At 60.5% G+C, this 16210-nt stretch carries 20 protein-coding genes; 9 read left to right on the forward strand and 11 right to left on the reverse strand.

Annotated features, from left to right (window positions below):
- Window positions 1–30: 30 nt before the first annotated feature.
- From ACA047_RS21725 to ACA047_RS21740, 4 genes are all read right to left on the reverse strand, one after another.
- Window positions 31–222 carry a PLDc N-terminal domain-containing protein gene (locus tag ACA047_RS21725; protein WP_497352823.1) on the reverse strand — a complete coding sequence of 64 codons (192 nt, stop codon included), beginning with the start codon at window positions 220–222 and terminating at the stop codon, window positions 31–33.
- A gap of 71 nt (window positions 223–293) precedes the next feature.
- Window positions 294–824, reverse strand: a complete 531-nt coding sequence (locus ACA047_RS21730; protein ID WP_497352825.1) for a hypothetical protein — start codon at window positions 822–824, stop codon at window positions 294–296.
- Window positions 825–967: 143 nt separating this feature from the next.
- Window positions 968–1486: an ankyrin repeat domain-containing protein gene (locus ACA047_RS21735; protein ID WP_497352827.1), complete on the reverse strand. Its 519-nt coding sequence runs from the start codon at window positions 1484–1486 to the stop codon at window positions 968–970.
- Window positions 1487–1580: 94 nt separating this feature from the next.
- Window positions 1581–3407 (reverse strand): long-chain-acyl-CoA synthetase, encoded by a 1827-nt coding sequence (locus ACA047_RS21740; RefSeq protein ID WP_497352829.1) that lies wholly within the window; start codon window positions 3405–3407, stop codon window positions 1581–1583.
- A 352-nt stretch (window positions 3408–3759) separates the two neighbouring features.
- Between ACA047_RS21740 and ACA047_RS21745 the strand changes: the two genes are divergently transcribed.
- Window positions 3760–4038 carry a DUF3509 domain-containing protein gene (locus ACA047_RS21745; RefSeq protein ID WP_497352831.1) on the forward strand — a complete coding sequence of 93 codons (279 nt, stop codon included), beginning with the start codon at window positions 3760–3762 and terminating at the stop codon, window positions 4036–4038.
- 113 nt (window positions 4039–4151) lie between these two features.
- On the opposite strand, the gene mtnC is transcribed toward ACA047_RS21745, so the two are convergent.
- The 5 genes from mtnC to aroC are packed head-to-tail and all read right to left on the reverse strand — an operon-like array spanning window position 4152 to window position 8292.
- On the reverse strand, window positions 4152–4835 hold the full coding sequence (gene mtnC, locus ACA047_RS21750) for an acireductone synthase (RefSeq protein ID WP_497352833.1): 684 nt from the start codon (window positions 4833–4835) through the stop codon (window positions 4152–4154).
- A gap of 4 nt (window positions 4836–4839) precedes the next feature.
- Window positions 4840–5385: a 1,2-dihydroxy-3-keto-5-methylthiopentene dioxygenase gene (locus ACA047_RS21755; protein ID WP_497352835.1), complete on the reverse strand. Its 546-nt coding sequence runs from the start codon at window positions 5383–5385 to the stop codon at window positions 4840–4842.
- An 18-nt stretch (window positions 5386–5403) separates the two neighbouring features.
- Window positions 5404–6024 (reverse strand): methylthioribulose 1-phosphate dehydratase, encoded by a 621-nt coding sequence (locus ACA047_RS21760; protein WP_497352837.1) that lies wholly within the window; start codon window positions 6022–6024, stop codon window positions 5404–5406.
- Complete coding sequence (locus ACA047_RS21765; protein ID WP_497352839.1) at window positions 6021–7166, reverse strand: MFS transporter; 1146 nt, start codon at window positions 7164–7166, stop codon at window positions 6021–6023. The genes ACA047_RS21760 and ACA047_RS21765 overlap by 4 nt, the downstream gene beginning before the upstream one ends.
- Before the next feature lie 34 nt (window positions 7167–7200).
- Window positions 7201–8292: a chorismate synthase gene (gene aroC / locus ACA047_RS21770; RefSeq protein WP_497352841.1), complete on the reverse strand. Its 1092-nt coding sequence runs from the start codon at window positions 8290–8292 to the stop codon at window positions 7201–7203.
- A gap of 141 nt (window positions 8293–8433) precedes the next feature.
- On the opposite strand from aroC, the gene ACA047_RS21775 reads away from it, so the two are divergent.
- Both ACA047_RS21775 and ACA047_RS21780 read left to right on the forward strand, forming a co-directional pair.
- Window positions 8434–9387, forward strand: coding sequence for an alpha/beta hydrolase (locus ACA047_RS21775; protein WP_497360478.1), 954 nt, complete (start codon window positions 8434–8436; stop codon window positions 9385–9387).
- 115 nt (window positions 9388–9502) lie between these two features.
- Window positions 9503–10291: a hypothetical protein gene (locus ACA047_RS21780; protein WP_497352843.1), complete on the forward strand. Its 789-nt coding sequence runs from the start codon at window positions 9503–9505 to the stop codon at window positions 10289–10291.
- A gap of 87 nt (window positions 10292–10378) precedes the next feature.
- On the opposite strand, the gene prmB is transcribed toward ACA047_RS21780, so the two are convergent.
- On the reverse strand, window positions 10379–11287 hold the full coding sequence (prmB, locus tag ACA047_RS21785; RefSeq protein WP_497352845.1) for a 50S ribosomal protein L3 N(5)-glutamine methyltransferase: 909 nt from the start codon (window positions 11285–11287) through the stop codon (window positions 10379–10381).
- 256 nt (window positions 11288–11543) lie between these two features.
- Here prmB and ACA047_RS21790 point away from each other — a divergent pair, with 256 nt between their 5' ends.
- The 5 genes from ACA047_RS21790 (at window position 11544) to ACA047_RS21810 (ending at window position 14313) form a co-directional block, all read left to right on the forward strand.
- A complete protein-coding gene (locus ACA047_RS21790) occupies window positions 11544–12134 on the forward strand; it encodes a cysteine hydrolase family protein (RefSeq protein ID WP_497352847.1) in 591 nt (196 codons plus the stop codon).
- A 129-nt stretch (window positions 12135–12263) separates the two neighbouring features.
- A complete protein-coding gene (locus ACA047_RS21795) occupies window positions 12264–12584 on the forward strand; it encodes a hypothetical protein (protein ID WP_497352849.1) in 321 nt (106 codons plus the stop codon).
- 74 nt (window positions 12585–12658) lie between these two features.
- Window positions 12659–13216: a Smr/MutS family protein gene (locus ACA047_RS21800; RefSeq protein ID WP_025214971.1), complete on the forward strand. Its 558-nt coding sequence runs from the start codon at window positions 12659–12661 to the stop codon at window positions 13214–13216.
- 76 nt (window positions 13217–13292) lie between these two features.
- Window positions 13293–13838 (forward strand): GTP cyclohydrolase I FolE, encoded by a 546-nt coding sequence (folE, locus tag ACA047_RS21805; RefSeq protein WP_003204506.1) that lies wholly within the window; start codon window positions 13293–13295, stop codon window positions 13836–13838.
- A gap of 103 nt (window positions 13839–13941) precedes the next feature.
- On the forward strand, window positions 13942–14313 hold the full coding sequence (locus tag ACA047_RS21810; protein ID WP_497352851.1) for a glutathione S-transferase N-terminal domain-containing protein: 372 nt from the start codon (window positions 13942–13944) through the stop codon (window positions 14311–14313).
- A gap of 132 nt (window positions 14314–14445) precedes the next feature.
- On the opposite strand, the gene ACA047_RS21815 is transcribed toward ACA047_RS21810, so the two are convergent.
- On the reverse strand, window positions 14446–15612 hold the full coding sequence (locus tag ACA047_RS21815; RefSeq protein ID WP_497352853.1) for an aminotransferase-like domain-containing protein: 1167 nt from the start codon (window positions 15610–15612) through the stop codon (window positions 14446–14448).
- 81 nt (window positions 15613–15693) lie between these two features.
- Here ACA047_RS21815 and ACA047_RS21820 point away from each other — a divergent pair, with 81 nt between their 5' ends.
- Window positions 15694–16125 carry a MarR family winged helix-turn-helix transcriptional regulator gene (locus tag ACA047_RS21820; RefSeq protein WP_497352855.1) on the forward strand — a complete coding sequence of 144 codons (432 nt, stop codon included), beginning with the start codon at window positions 15694–15696 and terminating at the stop codon, window positions 16123–16125.
- The last annotated feature ends 85 nt before the right edge of the window (window positions 16126–16210 follow it).

Below are 16210 nucleotides of genomic sequence, written 5' to 3' on the forward strand. Positions count from 1 at the left end.
CAAGGCCTGCCGGGCAATGTCATGAAGCGGTCAAATTCGCACGTTGCCACGCGGCCCGGCAATCGCCCAAATGATCAGGCCCAACACCGGCAAAAGAATGATCAGCAGCACCCACAGGACTTTCGCCCCCGTTTGCGCGCCACTCTTGAGCACATTGATAATCGCCCAGATATCGAGCGCCAGGATGATCAGGCCAATCAGGCCGTTGAAGGTGGAACCCATGGTGTCGCTCCCAAATGGTGATATGCCCACTTAGGATAGCGGGGCTCCGGCAAGGGTTCCGTTTTATTGCTTCAGACGTGAACCGCGACCTTGAGGGCTTCCAGGGACGGTGCGGCGGCGATGCCGACTTCAGCACACAACTCCAGCACCCGCGGCATGTCGTTGCCGTACACCAGCACCATTTGCAATTCGTCGTCGAGCAGTTGGCTGAAGTTCATCAGCACGTACCCGCCGTTTTCCTTGTTCAGGCTGCTCATCTGGACCTGGATACGGTTGAGCGCGGTCAGGGCTTCGGTTTTCGCCAGTTGCTTGGGCTTGAGATTGAATGCCACGCCAGGGCCGAACGAGGCGACGATCTGTTCGAACAAGTCCATGTAGGTATCGGCCTGGAACACCACGGTGTCCGGCAGGCTCCCCACCACCACCCACTCGCCCAGAGGAATCGGGAAGGTGTCGTCGTAATTGATATCCGGGTTGGCCGCAAGAAAAGCCGCCGGATCAGCGTAGGCCTGGGCCGCTTCGTCAGCGATTTTCGCAATATCAGCCTCACCGAGGCACCCGGAGCTGATTTTGCTGATGAGTTCGACGAGTGCGGCTTTCATGGGGCGAATCCTGTGGAGAGTGGGTTTTCGAGGGCGCGCAGGATAGCGCATCACATTGCCCGAGTCAGGCACCTGTGGCGAGGGAGCAAGCTCCCTCGCCACACAATCAAAAGCCGTCAGTCGCCGGATCTGCGCTCGGCCTCTTAGCCCAACAACGTCTCCAACTGCGCCGTAGTATCCACCGCGCCCATGGTCTTGGCCGCATCCAGGGCCGAGACGCCGTTGGCATCCTTGGCTTTCGGGTCTGCGCCTTTGCTGATCAGGTAATCGACGATCGCCACCCGGTTGAACATCGCCGCCATCATCAGCGCCGTACGGCCATCGAAGGAGGAGCCTTCCACTTGCGCGCCGCCCTCCACCAGCGCCGTAACCACTGCCAGGTCGCCTTTGAACGCCGCGCCGGCAATCGGGCTCTGGCCATTGTCGTTGCGAACTTCCGGATCAGCCTTGTGTTCCAGCAGCACTTTCACCGTCTCCACATGCCCGTGGTAAGCGGCCAGCATCAACAAGGTGTCGCCCTTGTGATTGCGCAGGTTGGGCGGCAGGCCTTTGCTCAGCAACGCGGCCATCATGGCGGCGTCGCCCTGGCGTGCAACGTTGAACACCTGCTCGGCAAACTCCGCAGCCTCTTCCGGGGTCATCTGGCGGCTTGTATCGGACATGGGAAACTCCACTTAAGTCTTCGCAAAGCGGCTAGTTTCCCGAGGGACTCAAGACCTGTCATCCCTTTTTTCTCTGCACCGTTCATAGCCAGAATCAATAGCGGTACTGCCCGCCCTGGATCTGCGTTGCCAATTGTCGGTCCACCCGCACGTAGGTCCCGGTGCCGGGCAGCCAGGCGTAGACCGGCTCATCGCCCGCGACGCACGGGTCAAAAGCTTCGGTTTTAAGACGGGTCTTCTGGTATTTGAAGGTGCCAGTGGTGTCCATTTTCACCTTGATGCGCAGGAACAGCGGCACCGCATAGCCAGGCAATTTGCGTTGCAGAAACAGCAACAGCTCACTGAAATCCAGGGTCGCCAGGGATTCGGACGGGGTGATCGCCGCCATGCCGGCGCGGCCATTGGTGCCATTGATCTGCACCCCATAGACCACCGCCTCGGCCACCTGCGGGTGTTGCAGCAGCACGTTCTCGACTTCCGTGGTGGAGACGTTTTCGCCTTTCCAGCGATAGGTATCACCGAGACGATCAACGAACTGCCCATGACCAAAGCCGATGTTGCGCAACAGGTCGCCGGTGTTGAAGTAACGGTCGCCAGGGGCGAACACATCCTGGTAGATGGCTTTTTCAGTCTTGGCCGAATCGGTGTAGCCGTCCAGCGGCGCCTTGTCGTCGATCCGTGCCAACAGCAGGCCCGGTTGCCCCTTGGGCACTTTCTGCATTCGTCCCTGCAGGTTGCGCAACGGCGCGGCGCTGGCATGGTCGTACTGCACCAGTGCCCACCCCATCAGGGAAAACCCGACGGTGTTGTCAAAATTCAGGACGTTGGTGAACCCGATATTGCCGTCGCTGGCCGCGTACAGCTCGCAAATGTGCTCGATGCCAAAGCGCGTCCTGAACGCTGACCAGGCCCCTGGGCGCAGGCCGTTGCCGATCATTTTTTTCACACCGTGGTGACGGTCTTCGGCGCCGATGGGCTGGTCGACCAGATATCGGCACAATTCACCGACGTAACCCAGCGTGGTCGCCCGATAACGACGTACGTCACTCCAGAACTGACTGGCGCTGAATTTTCGCCGAATCACAAACCCCGATGCGCCACAAATCGCCGCGCCCCAGCACACGCACAGGCCCGTGGCGTGATACAGCGGCAAGGTGCAATACACAACATCATCGGGCTGCATGTCCAGGGCGATCAGGCCGAAACTGGTGGACGTGCGCATCCACCGACCGTGGCGGAACACCCCGGCCTTGGGCAGCCCGGTGGTGCCCGAGGTATAGAGGTAAAAACACGGGTCGTTGAAGAAGACCTGCCGGCTGCTGGCCGGATTGTCACCCGGATAGCCGGCGCGGTGGCTCATCAGATCGACGAAACCGGACGGGACGGCGGCACTGTCCTGATCGGCGACCCACCAGGTCCGAGCACTCGGCAGTGCGATTCGGCCTCGCACATCGTTGAAGGCATCGACCCGTTCGTCTCCGACCATCACAGCGACCGGTGCGACCAGCGCCAGGCTGTGCACCAAGGCATCGCCCGTTTGCGAAGTATTGACCATGGCGCTGACCGCGCCGACCTTCGCCACCGCCAGCACCGTAATCAACAGTTGTGGCCGGTTCTCGATGAAAATCGCGACGCAGTCGCCTTTGCCAATGCCCTGCGCCAACAAGTAATGGGCGATGCAATTGGCCTGTTCATTGACCTGTGCATAACTCCACACCGCGTCGCCGAACAGCAACGCCGGGCCATGGGGATTGCGTTGCGTGGCCTGTTCGAAACACCAGCCCAGGCCGCAGGGCTGGGTGGGGTCCTGGACGTTGGCAAGCTTCATGCCTTTGACGATCCGGGGAACGGCTCTGGCAATGGTTGGCAGCTTGCGCAGCATCATGCCCCAGGTAATGGCGTCGCTGGATGTACGACTCATGGTGATCCCCGTTCGACCTCGTGGGTCTCGGTTCTTGTTATCGCGCTGGAGGAGATTTCGATCGAAAGTACGCCAGCGATTCCGGCGCTGTACATGCGGTTTTTGCAATGTTTTGTATCTGCTGCCCAGAAAAGGCGTGGCGTGAGCGCCATAAACCGAATTGGTTCCAAAAAAGACTGCCAGACCTCGCAAAATGCAGGATGCACGATGGTCATTCATGCAAGATGCACGAAAGCGAAAACACAGTAGATTGTTAACTATATGTTTTTAAAGGAATTACTTTAGATTCCGTCACTGGCACAGACGCTGCAACTACCCCTCCACGGTTTGCCATACCATGGAGCAGTCAAATATGAACATGATTCAAGAAAAATTTTCGTCCCTGTTTTCCAACTACGACGTGACAACACAGCCCCGTCCGGATGGTGGCATCCTTCTGACGTTGCGCAACAGCGAAGGCAAACTGTTTAAACGCACGATTTCCTACGCCCAGTTGCACGCCGGGGATCAATTGTCTTGGGCGATCAGTGCAATCCGTCGCGACCTGGCTGAACAGGCCAGCGAGTTGCCACAGATTACCCTGTTGCAAAGCCAGCATCGCTTCGCTCTGCCGACCTATCACAGCGTCTGATCCTATGGGAGCGGGCTTGCTCGCGAAGAGGGCATAACAGTCGACACCTCTGTTGAATGTTAAGCCGCCTTCGCGAGCAAGCCCGCTCCCACATTTCGTTTTGTCTACTGGTTTCAAAACCGTGACGGATCAATCCGCGCAAAGCTGTCTACCGTGACATGACCCGCCAGTTCACCGCCCTCCCGGGCCAATGCGCAAGTGGCCATGCCGGCGTCGCGGGCCGCGTCCAGTTCCTGGACGATGTCCGACAGAAACAAAATATCCCCCGCCGCCAAACCCATCGCCGCGCTGATGCGCTGGTAAGACTGCACTTCCCGCTTGGGCCCTGAAGTGGTGTCGAAATATCCACTGAACAACGGCGACAGGTCGCCGGCTTCGGAACAACCGAAAATCAGCTTCTGCGCCTGGATCGAACCCGAGGAATAAACAAACAGCTGGAAACCTTCCTGGTGCCAACGCTGGAGCGCCTGCACTGCATCCGGGTAAACGTGACCTTTCAACTGCCCCGCCTGATAGCCCTGCTCCCAGACCATCCCCTGCAACGCTTTTAGCGGCGTGGCCTTGCGGTCTTCGGCAATCCAGCCCAGCAGAATCGCGATGACCCGCTCGACGTCAGCGTCTGGTTCTGCGCTGTCTTGGCGCACCGCTGCCAGTTGTCCGGCCACGTCGGCACGCCCGGCATTCTGCCGGACGAAATCCGGCAAATGTTTGGCGGCATAGGGAAACAGCACGTCGAACACGAAACTTACCGCGCTGGTGGTGCCCTCGATGTCGGTGAGGATGGCTTTAATCGACACGGACTCAGTCCTCCAGGCGTGGGAAACGGCTGGCGATGTCATCGCCGGTGAACTTCGCGACCCAGCCCTCCGGGTTATTGAACAGGCGAATGGCAACGAAATGCGGATGCTCGCCCATGTCAAACCAGTGCGGCGTGCCAGCAGGCACCGAGATCAGGTCGTTCTTTTCGCATAGCACGGCATAGACGTAATCATCGATGTGCAGGGTAAACAGGCCACGACCGGCGACGAAAAACCGTACTTCGTCTTCCCCATGGCGGTGCTCATCAAGGAACTTGGCGCGAAATTCGGCTTTTTGCGGGTGATCGCTGTTGAGGCTGATGACGTCGACGGTGACGTAGCCACGCTCGGTCATCAAGCGGTCGATCTGGGTCTGGTAGGCGGCGATGACTTCGTCCTGGCTGGCGCCAGGCTGGATCTTCGTCGCGGCTTCCCAACGGTCGAAGCGAACACCTTTTTCAGCCAGGGTCGCGGCGATGTCTTCAAGGTGGGTCAACACCTTGTTCGGAATGTCGGGGTTTGAGACGTGATAAACGGATAGGCTGCTCATGGCAATGGCTCCAGCAAATTAACGGTTCAGGAGTGCGCGGGTTTTGAGCTCGCACTCGAACAGGAACTCGAACGCTTCGATCTGGCGCAGTGCATCGTTCATGCTCGCTCCCCAGGTATACAGGCCGTGGCCGCGAATAAGGTAGCCGACGCAATCGGGATGCGCCTCGAGCCAGGGCTGCACCTTGGCGGCCAGGCGGGCGATGTCCTGGTCGTTGTCGAAAATCGGCACACGGACCCGAGATTCGTGGGTGGTAACGCCGCTGAAGGCCTTCTGGAGTTCGTAGTCTTCAAAGTCGATGAAGGCTTCGTCGGTCAAGCGCGACAACACCGTGGCATTCACCGAATGGGTGTGCAACACCGCACCGATCTGCGGGCCCCAGCGATACAGCTGGGTGTGCAACAGGGTTTCGGCGGACGGCTTCTTGCCCGGTTCCAGGCTGTTGCCGTCCAGGTCGGTGGCGAGCACATCGCCCGGGCCCAGTTGCCCCTTGTGCTTACCCGACACGGTGAGCAAGGCCTGGTCAGGGCAAAGCCGGGTCGAATAGTTACTGCTGGTGGCCGGGGACCAGCCGCGGCCATACAAAAAGCGCCCGGCATCGATGATTTCCTGGGCGAGCTGTTCACGGGTAAGGCTCATGGCCTGTCCTCTTGCATACGTGTGGCAATGATAACGGCTGCAGCGAAGGCTGCGAGGCTGGCGATGCTGAAAGTCCAGGTGGCGCCCAGGGCATTCCAGCTGTAACCGGAATACAACGCGCCCAATGCTCCGCCCGTGCCGGCCAGCGCCGCATACAGCGCCTGGCCCTGGCCTTGCTGGCGCGGGCCGAAGCTACGTTGCACGAAATGAATGGCAGCGGCGTGAAAGCTACCGAACGTCGCCGCATGCAGCACCTGGGCAAACAACAGCACCCAGAGAAACTCCGCCAGAGAACCCAGCAGCAGCCAGCGCAACGCCGCCAGCAGGAAACTGACCAACAGTACCCGGCGCACGGAAAACCGCGCCAGGATCCGGCTCATCAGCAGGAAGATCAGAACTTCTGCCACCACGCCAACGGCCCAGAGCATGCCGATCAACCCGCGACTGTAGCCCAGGCGCTCCAGGTGCAACGTCAGAAAAGTGTAATACGGCCCATGGCTCACCTGCATCAGGCCCACACATACGTAGAACGCCAGCACGCCAGGATTGCGCAGCTGCCGCAAAAAGCCGTCCCCCGCCACTCGCGGCCCCTGCACCGGCTGGGCGTTGGGCACCCAGAAACTGGCGAGCACGATGCCGCCCATGATCAGCACCAGCGCCACCGGATAGATGTCCAGGCTCAGCCATTCGAACAGTCGGCCAAGCAGGACCACGGTGATAATGAAGCCAATCGAGCCCCACAGCCGGACCTGGCTGTAGCGCGAGGTCTGCCCGCTCAAGTGGGCCAGGGTAATGACTTCGAACTGCGGCAGCACCGCGTGCCAGAAGAACGCGTGCAGCGCCATGACCATCGCCAGCCAGGCGTAGCTTTTATCGATGAATATCAGCGAGAAGGTCAGCAGCGTACAGATCGCGCCAAAACGCACGATCGCCAGGCGCCGGCCGGTGCGATCCCCCAGCCAGCCCCAGATGTTCGGCGCAACGCAGCGCATCAACATGGGGATCGCCACCAGCTCGCCGATGCGCGCTGCGTTGAACCCCAGGTGATCGAAATACAGCGCCAGGAACGGCGCCGTCGAACCGAGCAATGCGAAATAGAACAGATAAAAACTGGAGAGCCGCCAGTACGGCAGTGCCGCCATGGTCGTCAGGCCACGGCGGTCGGCAGGCCAGCCATCAAAGCTGACCCAGCACCGGGGTGCTGACCCGAACGTCGCCGTTTTGGCCGCGATGACGCAGCAGGTGATCCATCAGCACGATCGCCATCATCGCCTCGGCGATGGGCGTCGCGCGAATGCCGACGCACGGGTCGTGGCGGCCCTTGGTGATGACGTCCACCGGGTTGCCATGAATGTCGATGGAGCGGCCCGGCGTGGTGATGCTGGACGTGGGCTTCAATGCCAGGTGCGCCACAATCGGCTGGCCCGAGGAAATGCCACCGAGGATGCCGCCGGCATTGTTGCTCAGGAAACCTTCTGGGGTCAGTTCGTCGCGGTGTTCGGTGCCACGCTGGGCAATGCAGGCAAAACCGGCACCGATTTCCACGCCTTTCACGGCGTTGATGCTCATCAGCGCGTGGGCTAGCTCGGCGTCGAGGCGGTCGAAGATCGGCTCGCCGAGGCCCGGCATCACACCTTCGGCCACCACGGTGATCTTCGCGCCGACCGAATCCTGGTCCCGGCGCAGTTGGTCCATGTAGGCCTCAAGCTGCGGCACCTTGTCCGGATCGGGGCAGAAGAAGGCGTTTTGCTCCACCGAATCCCAGGTCTTGAACGGGATTTCAATGGGCCCCAACTGGCTCATGTAGCCACGAATCATGATGCCCTGGCTGGCCAGGTATTTTTTGGCAATCGCCCCGGCCGCCACGCGCATGGCGGTTTCCCGGGCCGAACTGCGACCGCCGCCGCGGTAGTCGCGCTCACCGTATTTGTGGTGGTAGGTGTAGTCGGCGTGGGCCGGGCGGAACAGGTCCTTGATGGCCGAGTAGTCCTTGGACTTCTGGTCGGTGTTGCGGATCAGCAGGCCAATGGCGCAGCCAGTGGTGCGCCCTTCGAACACGCCAGACAGGATTTCGACTTCATCGGCTTCCTGGCGCTGGGTGGTGTGGCGGCTGGTGCCAGGCTTGCGGCGGTCCAGGTCACGCTGCAGATCGTCCAGGGAAATTTCCAGGCCTGGCGGGCAGCCGTCGACAATGGCGACCAACGCCGGGCCATGGCTTTCGCCCGCGGTGGTGACGGTGAACAGCTTGCCGTAGGTATTGCCGGACATGCAGGGTGCTCCGTAAATCGCTGAGAGACTCAACCTTGGATTCGTAATGGACGCCAGTATACGCAGGCTCCCCGAGTAGTTCATCCTCGAACCTTATCGGTGCCCGCCAGTCCAACCGGCACCTTCGCAACTAATGGCGTGATGATGTTAAGAGTGCTTGCCTTGAGCCTTACCCTGTTTACCGGCCTGGTCCAGGCCACGGTCCTGCAACGTCCCATCAGCCTCGACACGGGCAACGGTGAGCTTTTCGGCTCGCTGTTGCTGCCCAAGTCCGACACACCGGTGCCGGTTGTCCTGATCATTTCCGGGTCCGGTCCTACCGATCGCGACGGTAACAACCCCGACGGCGGGCGCAACGACAGCCTCAAGCGCCTGGCCTGGGTGCTGGCCAAACACAACATCGCCAGCGTGCGCTATGACAAACGCGGTGTGGCCGCCAGCCTGGCGGCCACACCGGACGAACGTAACCTGAGTGTCGAGGCCTACGTGGCCGACGCCGTGGCCTGGAGTCGCAAACTCGCCACCGACCCGCGGCTGGGCCCGTTGATTGTGTTGGGCCACAGCGAGGGCGCGTTGATCGCCAGCCTCGCCGCGCCCCAGGCCAACGCGGCAGCGGTGATTTCGGTGTCTGGCAGCGCCCGGCCTATCGACCAGGTGCTGCGTCAACAGCTCAGTAGCCGCCTGCCACCGCCGCTGATGTTGCGCAGCAATGAGCTGCTCGACAGCCTCAAGGCCGGTCGGCTCGACGAGAACGTGCCTGCGCAACTGCAAGTCATTTTCCGCCCCAGCGTGCAGCCGTACCTGATCTCGCTGTTTCATCAGGACCCGGCCCAAGCCTTCGCGGCGCTGAAGATGCCAGCCTTGATCATCCAGGGGAGCAATGACATTCAGGTCAGCGTCGATGACGCCAGGCAGTTGAAAGCCGCCAAGCCCGATGCAGAGCTGGCGCTGATCGAGGGCATGAACCATGTGATGCGCATCGTGCCCAACGACGTGAAACGGCAATTGGCCTCCTACAAGGATCCCAACCTGCCCCTGGCGGCAGAACTGGGTGCGCAAATCCTGCATTTTATTGACTCAATAGCTACCCGTTAAACGCTTCTAGTGGCCACTCAGGCCACTAGCCCTCCAGTCCTGGTAAAAACGGCCGATAAACCGGTGTCGGACAGCGCAATGGCTGCCGAGGCCGGCCTGATAGGATTTTGCCGTTATGACTGAACCCGAAACTTCACCCGACACCACCGCCGAAACGCCCGCCCCTCCGGAGGTGGAGCAGCCTTGGGCGGACGTACAGGCCGAGCACCATAAAATGCTCCGGCTGGCACCGCTCAAGACCGACCGCGCCACGGGTGTGCGGCCGCTGCGTTTTGTCGAATTCAACTATGCCGAGCGCCACAGCAAAGAGCGCAGCTTGCTGCGCATGAGCATTCAACTGCCGGGCCAGCGAGTGCGCAAGGAACAGAATCATCTGGACGTCTGGGCCGATCACGTCGAAAAGCGCCTGTATTTTTCCCCGGACAGCCTGCAAGTCGAGCCAATGAACCGTGGCATCGGCCGCTTCCTTGCCGCCCAGGGCATCACCTGGGCCAAGAAACGCTGGTCGAGCTACCGGGTGGACGGCGCCGATCTGAACAACAAGGACGCGCTGAACGAAGATACCCGCCTGCGCCGCGATCACTTCATGCGGGCCCACGGCTTCGACGTGGTCTACGCCGACGCCCAGCACCTCAAAGGCAGCGTCAAGCCGACCCAGGTTGGCAATCTGCTGGGGGACTGGCACACGGAGAAGCTGCAGATTGTGGAAATCCTCGAAGCTGCGCAGATGCTGCAACAAGCCGAGCAGAACCTGGCGGAACAGGACATCAAGCTCAAGAAGCAGGAAGAAAGAGTCACCAAGTTCAAACGCGAAGACACCGGCCTGCGCTTCACCATCACCTGCCTGGTGGCCTTTGCCATGTTCCAGGCGGGGTTGTTGATCTGGATTGCGACGCGTAGCTGATTGCTGCAGGAAGGTCCTGACACAATAACCCTGTGGCGAGGGGATTTATCCCCTCGCCACAGGGACGGTTCCATCAGGACAATCGGGTCAAACCCGCGAAGCAAACAACGCCTGATGCTGGCGGCACTGCTCGGCACTGAGCATGAACACACCATGTCCGCCGCGCTCGAAGTCCAGCCAGGCGAAATCGACTTCCGGGTACAGCGCCTCGACGTGAACCTGGCTGTTGCCCACCTCGACAATCAACAAACCCTTCTCGGTCAGATGATCTGCCGCTTCGGCCAGCATCCGGCGAACCAGGTTCAAGCCGTCATCGCCACAGGCCAGGCCCAGCTCCGGCTCGTGCTGGTATTCCTGCGGCATGTCGGCGAAATCTTCCGCATCGACGTAGGGCGGGTTCGACACGATGAGGTCGAAACGTTGGCCCGGCAAACCTTCGAAGCCATCGCCCTGAACGGTGAACACGCGCTCGTCGACGCCGTGACGCTCGATGTTCTGGTTGGCCACCTCCAGCGCTTCGAACGACAGGTCGGCCAACACCACTTCGGCATCCGGGAATTCAAAAGCACAGGCGATACCGATGCAGCCAGAACCGGTGCAGAGGTCGAGAATCCGTGCAGGTTCCTGGCCCAGCCAGGGCTCGAAACGCTTTTCGATCAGTTCACCGATGGGCGAACGCGGAATGAGCACGCGCTCGTCAACAATGAAAGACATCCCGCAGAACCAGGCTTCACCCAGCAAGTAAGCCGTCGGGACGCGTTCTTCGATACGCCGGCGCAGCAGACGCTGCACATGGACCAGCTCTTCGTCTTCGAGACGGCAGTCCAGATAGCTATCGGCAATTTCCCACGGCAGGTGCAGCGCGCCCAACACCAATTGACGGGCTTCATCCCACGCATTGTCGGTGCCATGACCGAAAAACAGATCCTCCCCATGGAAACGGCTGACGGCCCAACGAATATGGTCGCGCAGGGTACGAAGGCGGGAAGTGATCACGGTGGCAAACTCCAGAAAAAAAGCGACTGGCGAGTCTACCAGCCAAACGCGGCCCCACCAAAACGTGCCTCAAAGGCGAACGAAAAACACCGGATCAGATGTAGGATTTATCCATTTTTTGCGCTGCCCATTGAACAAGACGGACATCTTGACAAGGCTGTAGGCCAGCAACGACGGCCCTTGTGATGGAAGCGATTCACAGAACCGCTCAGCCAGAGGAGAATGTCGCAAAAGCCCCACTCGAAGGAGCCCCAGAATGTCCGTTCCAAAAACGATGTTTCAACTTAGCGGCCGTGGTTATGCGGCGGCTAATCTGAGTCAAGCGACGCTGATCATCATCGATGCCCAGAAAGAATACCTCGCCGGTCCCCTGGCCTTGAGTGGCATGGATGCAGCGGTTGCGAACATCAAGCAGTTGCTCGGCGCGGCCCGTGCCGCCGGTCGGCCGATCGTGCATGTGCGCCACCTGGGTACCCATGGCGGGCTGTTCGATCCACAAGGCGAACGCGGGGAATTCATTCCAGGCCTCGAGCCCCAGGGCGACGAAACCGTGATCGAAAAACTGTTGCCTAGCGCGTTCCACGGCACCGAGCTGAAAAAGCGCCTGGAAGACCTCGGCCCCCTGGACCTGATTGTCTGCGGTTTCATGAGCCATTCCAGCGTCAGCACCACCGTGCGCGCGGCCAAGAACCTGGGCTTTCGCTGCACGCTGGTCGAAGACGCCTGCGCCACCCGTGATCTGCCGCACAAGGGCGGCGTGCTCAGCGCCGAACACGTGCACCAGACCGAAATGGCGATCATGGCGGACAACTTCGCCACCCTTGCCCTGACTCGCGACTTCATCTGATGCCCGTGATGGGCGGCCGTTTCCGCCGCTCATCCACAAAAGTCTCTCGTTCACCGCAATTGTCTTAGCCTCAGGAACAACCCGTACATCTTCCGGTCGAAGGGCCGATACCCATTAAGGAAGGTCGGAATGAAGCTATCCGATGGTTTTGACGCACGTCGCTTGCGGCCCAAAGGCCCCAGCAACTGGCGGTTTCGTTTTGGTGCGGCGATCGCTGCGCTCCTGGCAACGCTCGGTGTCCTGCTGGCCATGGCCGGTGCCGCGAGCCTGCTGGGCCGCCCGCCTGCGCTGGGCGAGTTGAATGCCACCCCGCTCGGTTCAGGGGGCATTCTGGCGATTGGGCTTCTCGTATTGCTGCTGGGCGTCTGGCTATGGCGCCGATGCCGCCGCCGCGCCCGCCAATCTCTGGAGCTGGCCATGGCTCCTCACCTGATGAAAAAGCACGACTGACCCGCTCTCCAACGTTTTGCCGCGCCTGATCCCGCCCGAGTTGGGTAAACTGGCCGGCCTTCGCGGAGGCTGACATGCAAGACGACGACTTTTCCCTGTTCAAAAGTGCGATCCAGGGCGTAAAACCGATCAAACACGATCGCGCCGAGACCGGTAAACCCAAGGCCGATCGCGCACAGATCGCCAAGCTGCGCCAAGCTGCCACCGTGCGCACCGATGCCACGACCGTGGACGGTCTGTCCGATCAGTTCGTGATCGACGTAGGCCCTGAAGACGAGTTGATGTGGGCGCGCGACGGCGTCCAGGAAAGCCAGATGCGCAAGCTCAAGGTCGGCCAGATCCCCTTTGAAGGCAGCCTCGACCTGCATGGCATGACCGTCGAAAAAGCCCGGGAAACCCTCTGGGCCTTCCTGGCCGAAGCCACCAAATTCGAAATCCGCTGTGTGCGCGTCACCCACGGCAAAGCCGTGCGACTGGACGGCAAGCGACCCATGATCAAGAGCCACGTCAACACTTGGCTACGCCAGCACCCGCAAGTGCTCGGCTTCACCTCCTGCCAGGCGAAACACGGCGGAGCCGGAGCGGTGTACGTGATGCTCAAGCGCACCATGATGGAAGGTCGTGACGAGTAGCCTCGATTGCCGAGCTTGCAGCGCCGTGTCCGCCACCGTACCCTTGCTCTTTGCGTAAAATCCCACAGGTAGTTTCATGTCTCTGGAACAGAATTACACCGCGATTCTCGGCCAATTGGGCGAGGACGTTTCCCGCGAGGGCCTGCTCGACACGCCCAAGCGCGCTGCCAAGGCCATGCAGTACCTCTGCCGCGGTTATGAACAGACCCTGGAAGAAGTCACCAACGGTGCCTTGTTCAGCTCCGACAACAGCGAAATGGTGCTGGTCAAGGACATCGAGTTGTACTCGCTGTGCGAGCACCATCTGCTGCCTTTCATCGGCAAGGCTCATGTGGCCTACATCCCGAGTGGCAAGGTGCTGGGGCTGTCGAAGGTCGCCCGTATCGTCGACATGTACGCACGTCGCCTGCAGATCCAGGAAAACCTCAGCCGCCAGATCGCCGATGCGGTCCAGCAAGTGACCGGCGCCCTGGGCGTGGCGGTGGTGATCGAGGCCAAGCACATGTGCATGATGATGCGCGGTGTCGAAAAGCAGAATTCGTCGATGATCACCTCGGTGATGCTTGGCGAGTTCCGGGAAAATGCCGCGACCCGCAGCGAATTCCTCAGCCTCATCAAGTAACCCGTCACTTGAAGAAAACCGGCATTGATCGCCGGTTTTTTTTCGCCTGTGAAAAATCAGGTAAGCTGCGCGCCCTCTTCTTCCCTGCCGCGAGGCTTATACCGTGATCGTCAAAGCGCTTCGAGTTGGCCTGGGCCAGCTCATCATCTTCATCGATTTCATCACCCGCCCCGGCAAGAAGCAGCGCCCGGCCGAGGCCCAGACGCAGGTTGAGCAGGCCGCCCGCAGCCTGACGCTCTATCAGTTCCACGCCTGCCCGTTCTGTGTGAAAACCCGCCGTACCCTGCGCCGTCTCAACGTACCAGTGGCCCTGCGCGATGCCAAAAACAACGAGCAGGATCGCCAGACGCTGCTGGAACAAGGCGGCAAGATCAAAGTGCCGTGCCTGCGTATCGAAGAGAATGGCGAGACCACCTGGATGTATGAATCCAAGGTGATCATTGACTATCTGGATAAGCGGTTTTCGGCGGTCTGATAATTTTTTAGTGTGACTACTGGCCTCATCGCGAGCAAGCTCGGCTCCCACGGGGGCGGCGTCGAGGTCCACCTGTGGGAGCCGAGCTTGCTCGCGATGAGGCCCGCACAGCCACCACAAGGCCCCCTAATATCAGGCTGCTTTTGCAGCCAAAGCCTCACGCACCACACCCGCCAACCGTTTCAGCCCTTCATCCAGCCGCGCCGGGTCGATGTGGCTGAAGTTCAAACGCAAGTGCCCCGGGTGTTTGTCCGGTTCAGGGAAGAACGGCTCTCCTGGCATGAACGCAACATCGACAGCCAACGCGGCGTCGAGCAAGGTGCGGGTGTCCAGCGGTTGCTTGAGGGTCAGCCAGAAAAACAGCCCGCCCTGGGGCACGTTCCAGTCCGCGATGTCGGTAAAATGCCTTTGCAGCGCCGCCTGGAACCGGTCGCGACGATCCCGGTAAAAATCCCTCAACTCACTCAAATGGCTGCGGTACTTCTCGGTGCCGATCCATTGCAGCGCCTGCCATTGGCCAACGCGATTGGTGTGCAGGTCCGCCGACTGCTTGAGCCGCAGCAGGTGTGGGAACAAATCCGGGCTGGCAATCAGGTAACCCACTCGCAGCCCTGGCAGCAGGGTTTTCGAGACGGTGCCAGTGTAGATCCAGCTGGCCTTGGTCAAGCGACTGACGATCGGCGTGGCGCTGCCGCCGTCGAAGGTCAGTTCGCGGTAGGGTTCGTCTTCAATCAGGGTCACGCCGAACTCATCCAACAGCGCCGCCACTGCATCACGCTTGGCCTCGCTGTAGCGCACCGCCGAAGGGTTCTGGAAGGTGGGAATCAGGTAGATGAACGCTGGCCGATGCCGCTCCAGCCTGGCCCGTAACTGTTTCAGGTCCGGACCGTCGGCCTCCAGGGGCACCGTGATGCAATCGGCGCCGAACAGCTGGAAAATCTGCAATGCCGCCAAGTAAGTCGGCGCTTCCAACATGACCTCGGTGCCGACGTCGATGTGCAGCTTGGCCGCCAGATCGAGGGTTTGCTGGGAGCCGCTGACCACCAGCACCTGACTGGCCTCGCAAGCCAGGCCCAGCGACCGCGCCTGCGCCGCCAAGGCTTCGCGCAGGGCCGGTTCACCTTCGCTCATACCGTATTGGCCCATGGACACCGGCATGGCCTCCCATTGCACGTTCGGCAGCATGGCTTCAGCCGGCAGGCCGCCGGCGAACGACATCACTTCCGGGCGCTGCGCCGCCGCGAGGATTTCTCGAATCAAAGAACTTTTGAGGCGCGAGACACGTTCGGAAAAAGCCATGGGATCACCTGTAGCAGGTCGCTGGAATAATGAGTCAAACTGGTTGACTGAAATTACTCCGACACCTCTGGATACGTCAATATGCTTGACCTTAAAAACCCGACTTCCCAACAAATGGCCATGGAAGCGTTCTTCTTCGGCTATCAGGCGTTCACCGCCAAGGCCGATGAAATGCTCGAGCGTCGCGGGTTGAGCCGGGTGCACCAGCGCATCGTTTTTTTCATCGCTCGCTACCCGTCACTGAGCGTGAAGGAATTGCTGGCATTGCTGGGAGTCAGCAAACAGGCGCTGAACATGCCGTTGCGACAGTTGATGGAAATGCACCTGGTGAACAGCATTGCGTCCGAGACCGATAAACGTAAGCGGCTGCTGGAACTGACCGCCGAGGGCGAGCGTTTCGAGCAGGCGCTGCGGCGTGAGCAGGTGAAATTGCTGGAGCGGGTGTTTGCCGAGGCTGGGGAAGAGGCGGTGAATGGGTGGCTGGCGGTGAATCTGGAGCTGGGGAAGGCCTAGCTTGGTATTGCCTGAACTGGCGCTATCGCGAGCAGGCTCGCTCCCACAGAGGGACGTCGCCAAACACACATCTTGCACTCACCAC

Source organism: Pseudomonas sp. LBUM1664 (genome assembly GCF_059695895.1).

Excerpts from the sequence above, each read along its gene's own strand:
- ACA047_RS21725 (WP_497352823.1), bottom strand. The coding sequence starts at position 222 with ATGGGTTCCACCTTCAACGGCCTGATTGGCCTGATCATCCTGGCGCTC.
- ACA047_RS21730 (WP_497352825.1), bottom strand. The coding sequence starts at position 824 with ATGAAAGCCGCACTCGTCGAACTCATCAGCAAAATCAGCTCCGGGTGC.
- ACA047_RS21735 (WP_497352827.1), bottom strand. The coding sequence starts at position 1,486 with ATGTCCGATACAAGCCGCCAGATGACCCCGGAAGAGGCTGCGGAGTTT.
- ACA047_RS21740 (WP_497352829.1), bottom strand. The coding sequence starts at position 3,407 with ATGAGTCGTACATCCAGCGACGCCATTACCTGGGGCATGATGCTGCGC.
- ACA047_RS21745 (WP_497352831.1), top strand. The coding sequence starts at position 3,760 with ATGAACATGATTCAAGAAAAATTTTCGTCCCTGTTTTCCAACTACGAC.
- ACA047_RS21755 (WP_497352835.1), bottom strand. The coding sequence starts at position 5,385 with ATGAGCAGCCTATCCGTTTATCACGTCTCAAACCCCGACATTCCGAAC.
- ACA047_RS21760 (WP_497352837.1), bottom strand. The coding sequence starts at position 6,024 with ATGAGCCTTACCCGTGAACAGCTCGCCCAGGAAATCATCGATGCCGGG.
- ACA047_RS21765 (WP_497352839.1), bottom strand. The coding sequence starts at position 7,166 with ATGGCGGCACTGCCGTACTGGCGGCTCTCCAGTTTTTATCTGTTCTAT.
- aroC (WP_497352841.1), bottom strand. The coding sequence starts at position 8,292 with ATGTCCGGCAATACCTACGGCAAGCTGTTCACCGTCACCACCGCGGGC.
- ACA047_RS21775 (WP_497360478.1), top strand. The coding sequence starts at position 8,434 with ATGATGTTAAGAGTGCTTGCCTTGAGCCTTACCCTGTTTACCGGCCTG.
- ACA047_RS21780 (WP_497352843.1), top strand. The coding sequence starts at position 9,503 with ATGACTGAACCCGAAACTTCACCCGACACCACCGCCGAAACGCCCGCC.
- ACA047_RS21790 (WP_497352847.1), top strand. The coding sequence starts at position 11,544 with ATGTCCGTTCCAAAAACGATGTTTCAACTTAGCGGCCGTGGTTATGCG.
- ACA047_RS21795 (WP_497352849.1), top strand. The coding sequence starts at position 12,264 with ATGAAGCTATCCGATGGTTTTGACGCACGTCGCTTGCGGCCCAAAGGC.
- ACA047_RS21800 (WP_025214971.1), top strand. The coding sequence starts at position 12,659 with ATGCAAGACGACGACTTTTCCCTGTTCAAAAGTGCGATCCAGGGCGTA.
- folE (WP_003204506.1), top strand. The coding sequence starts at position 13,293 with ATGTCTCTGGAACAGAATTACACCGCGATTCTCGGCCAATTGGGCGAG.
- ACA047_RS21815 (WP_497352853.1), bottom strand. The coding sequence starts at position 15,612 with ATGGCTTTTTCCGAACGTGTCTCGCGCCTCAAAAGTTCTTTGATTCGA.
- ACA047_RS21820 (WP_497352855.1), top strand. The coding sequence starts at position 15,694 with ATGCTTGACCTTAAAAACCCGACTTCCCAACAAATGGCCATGGAAGCG.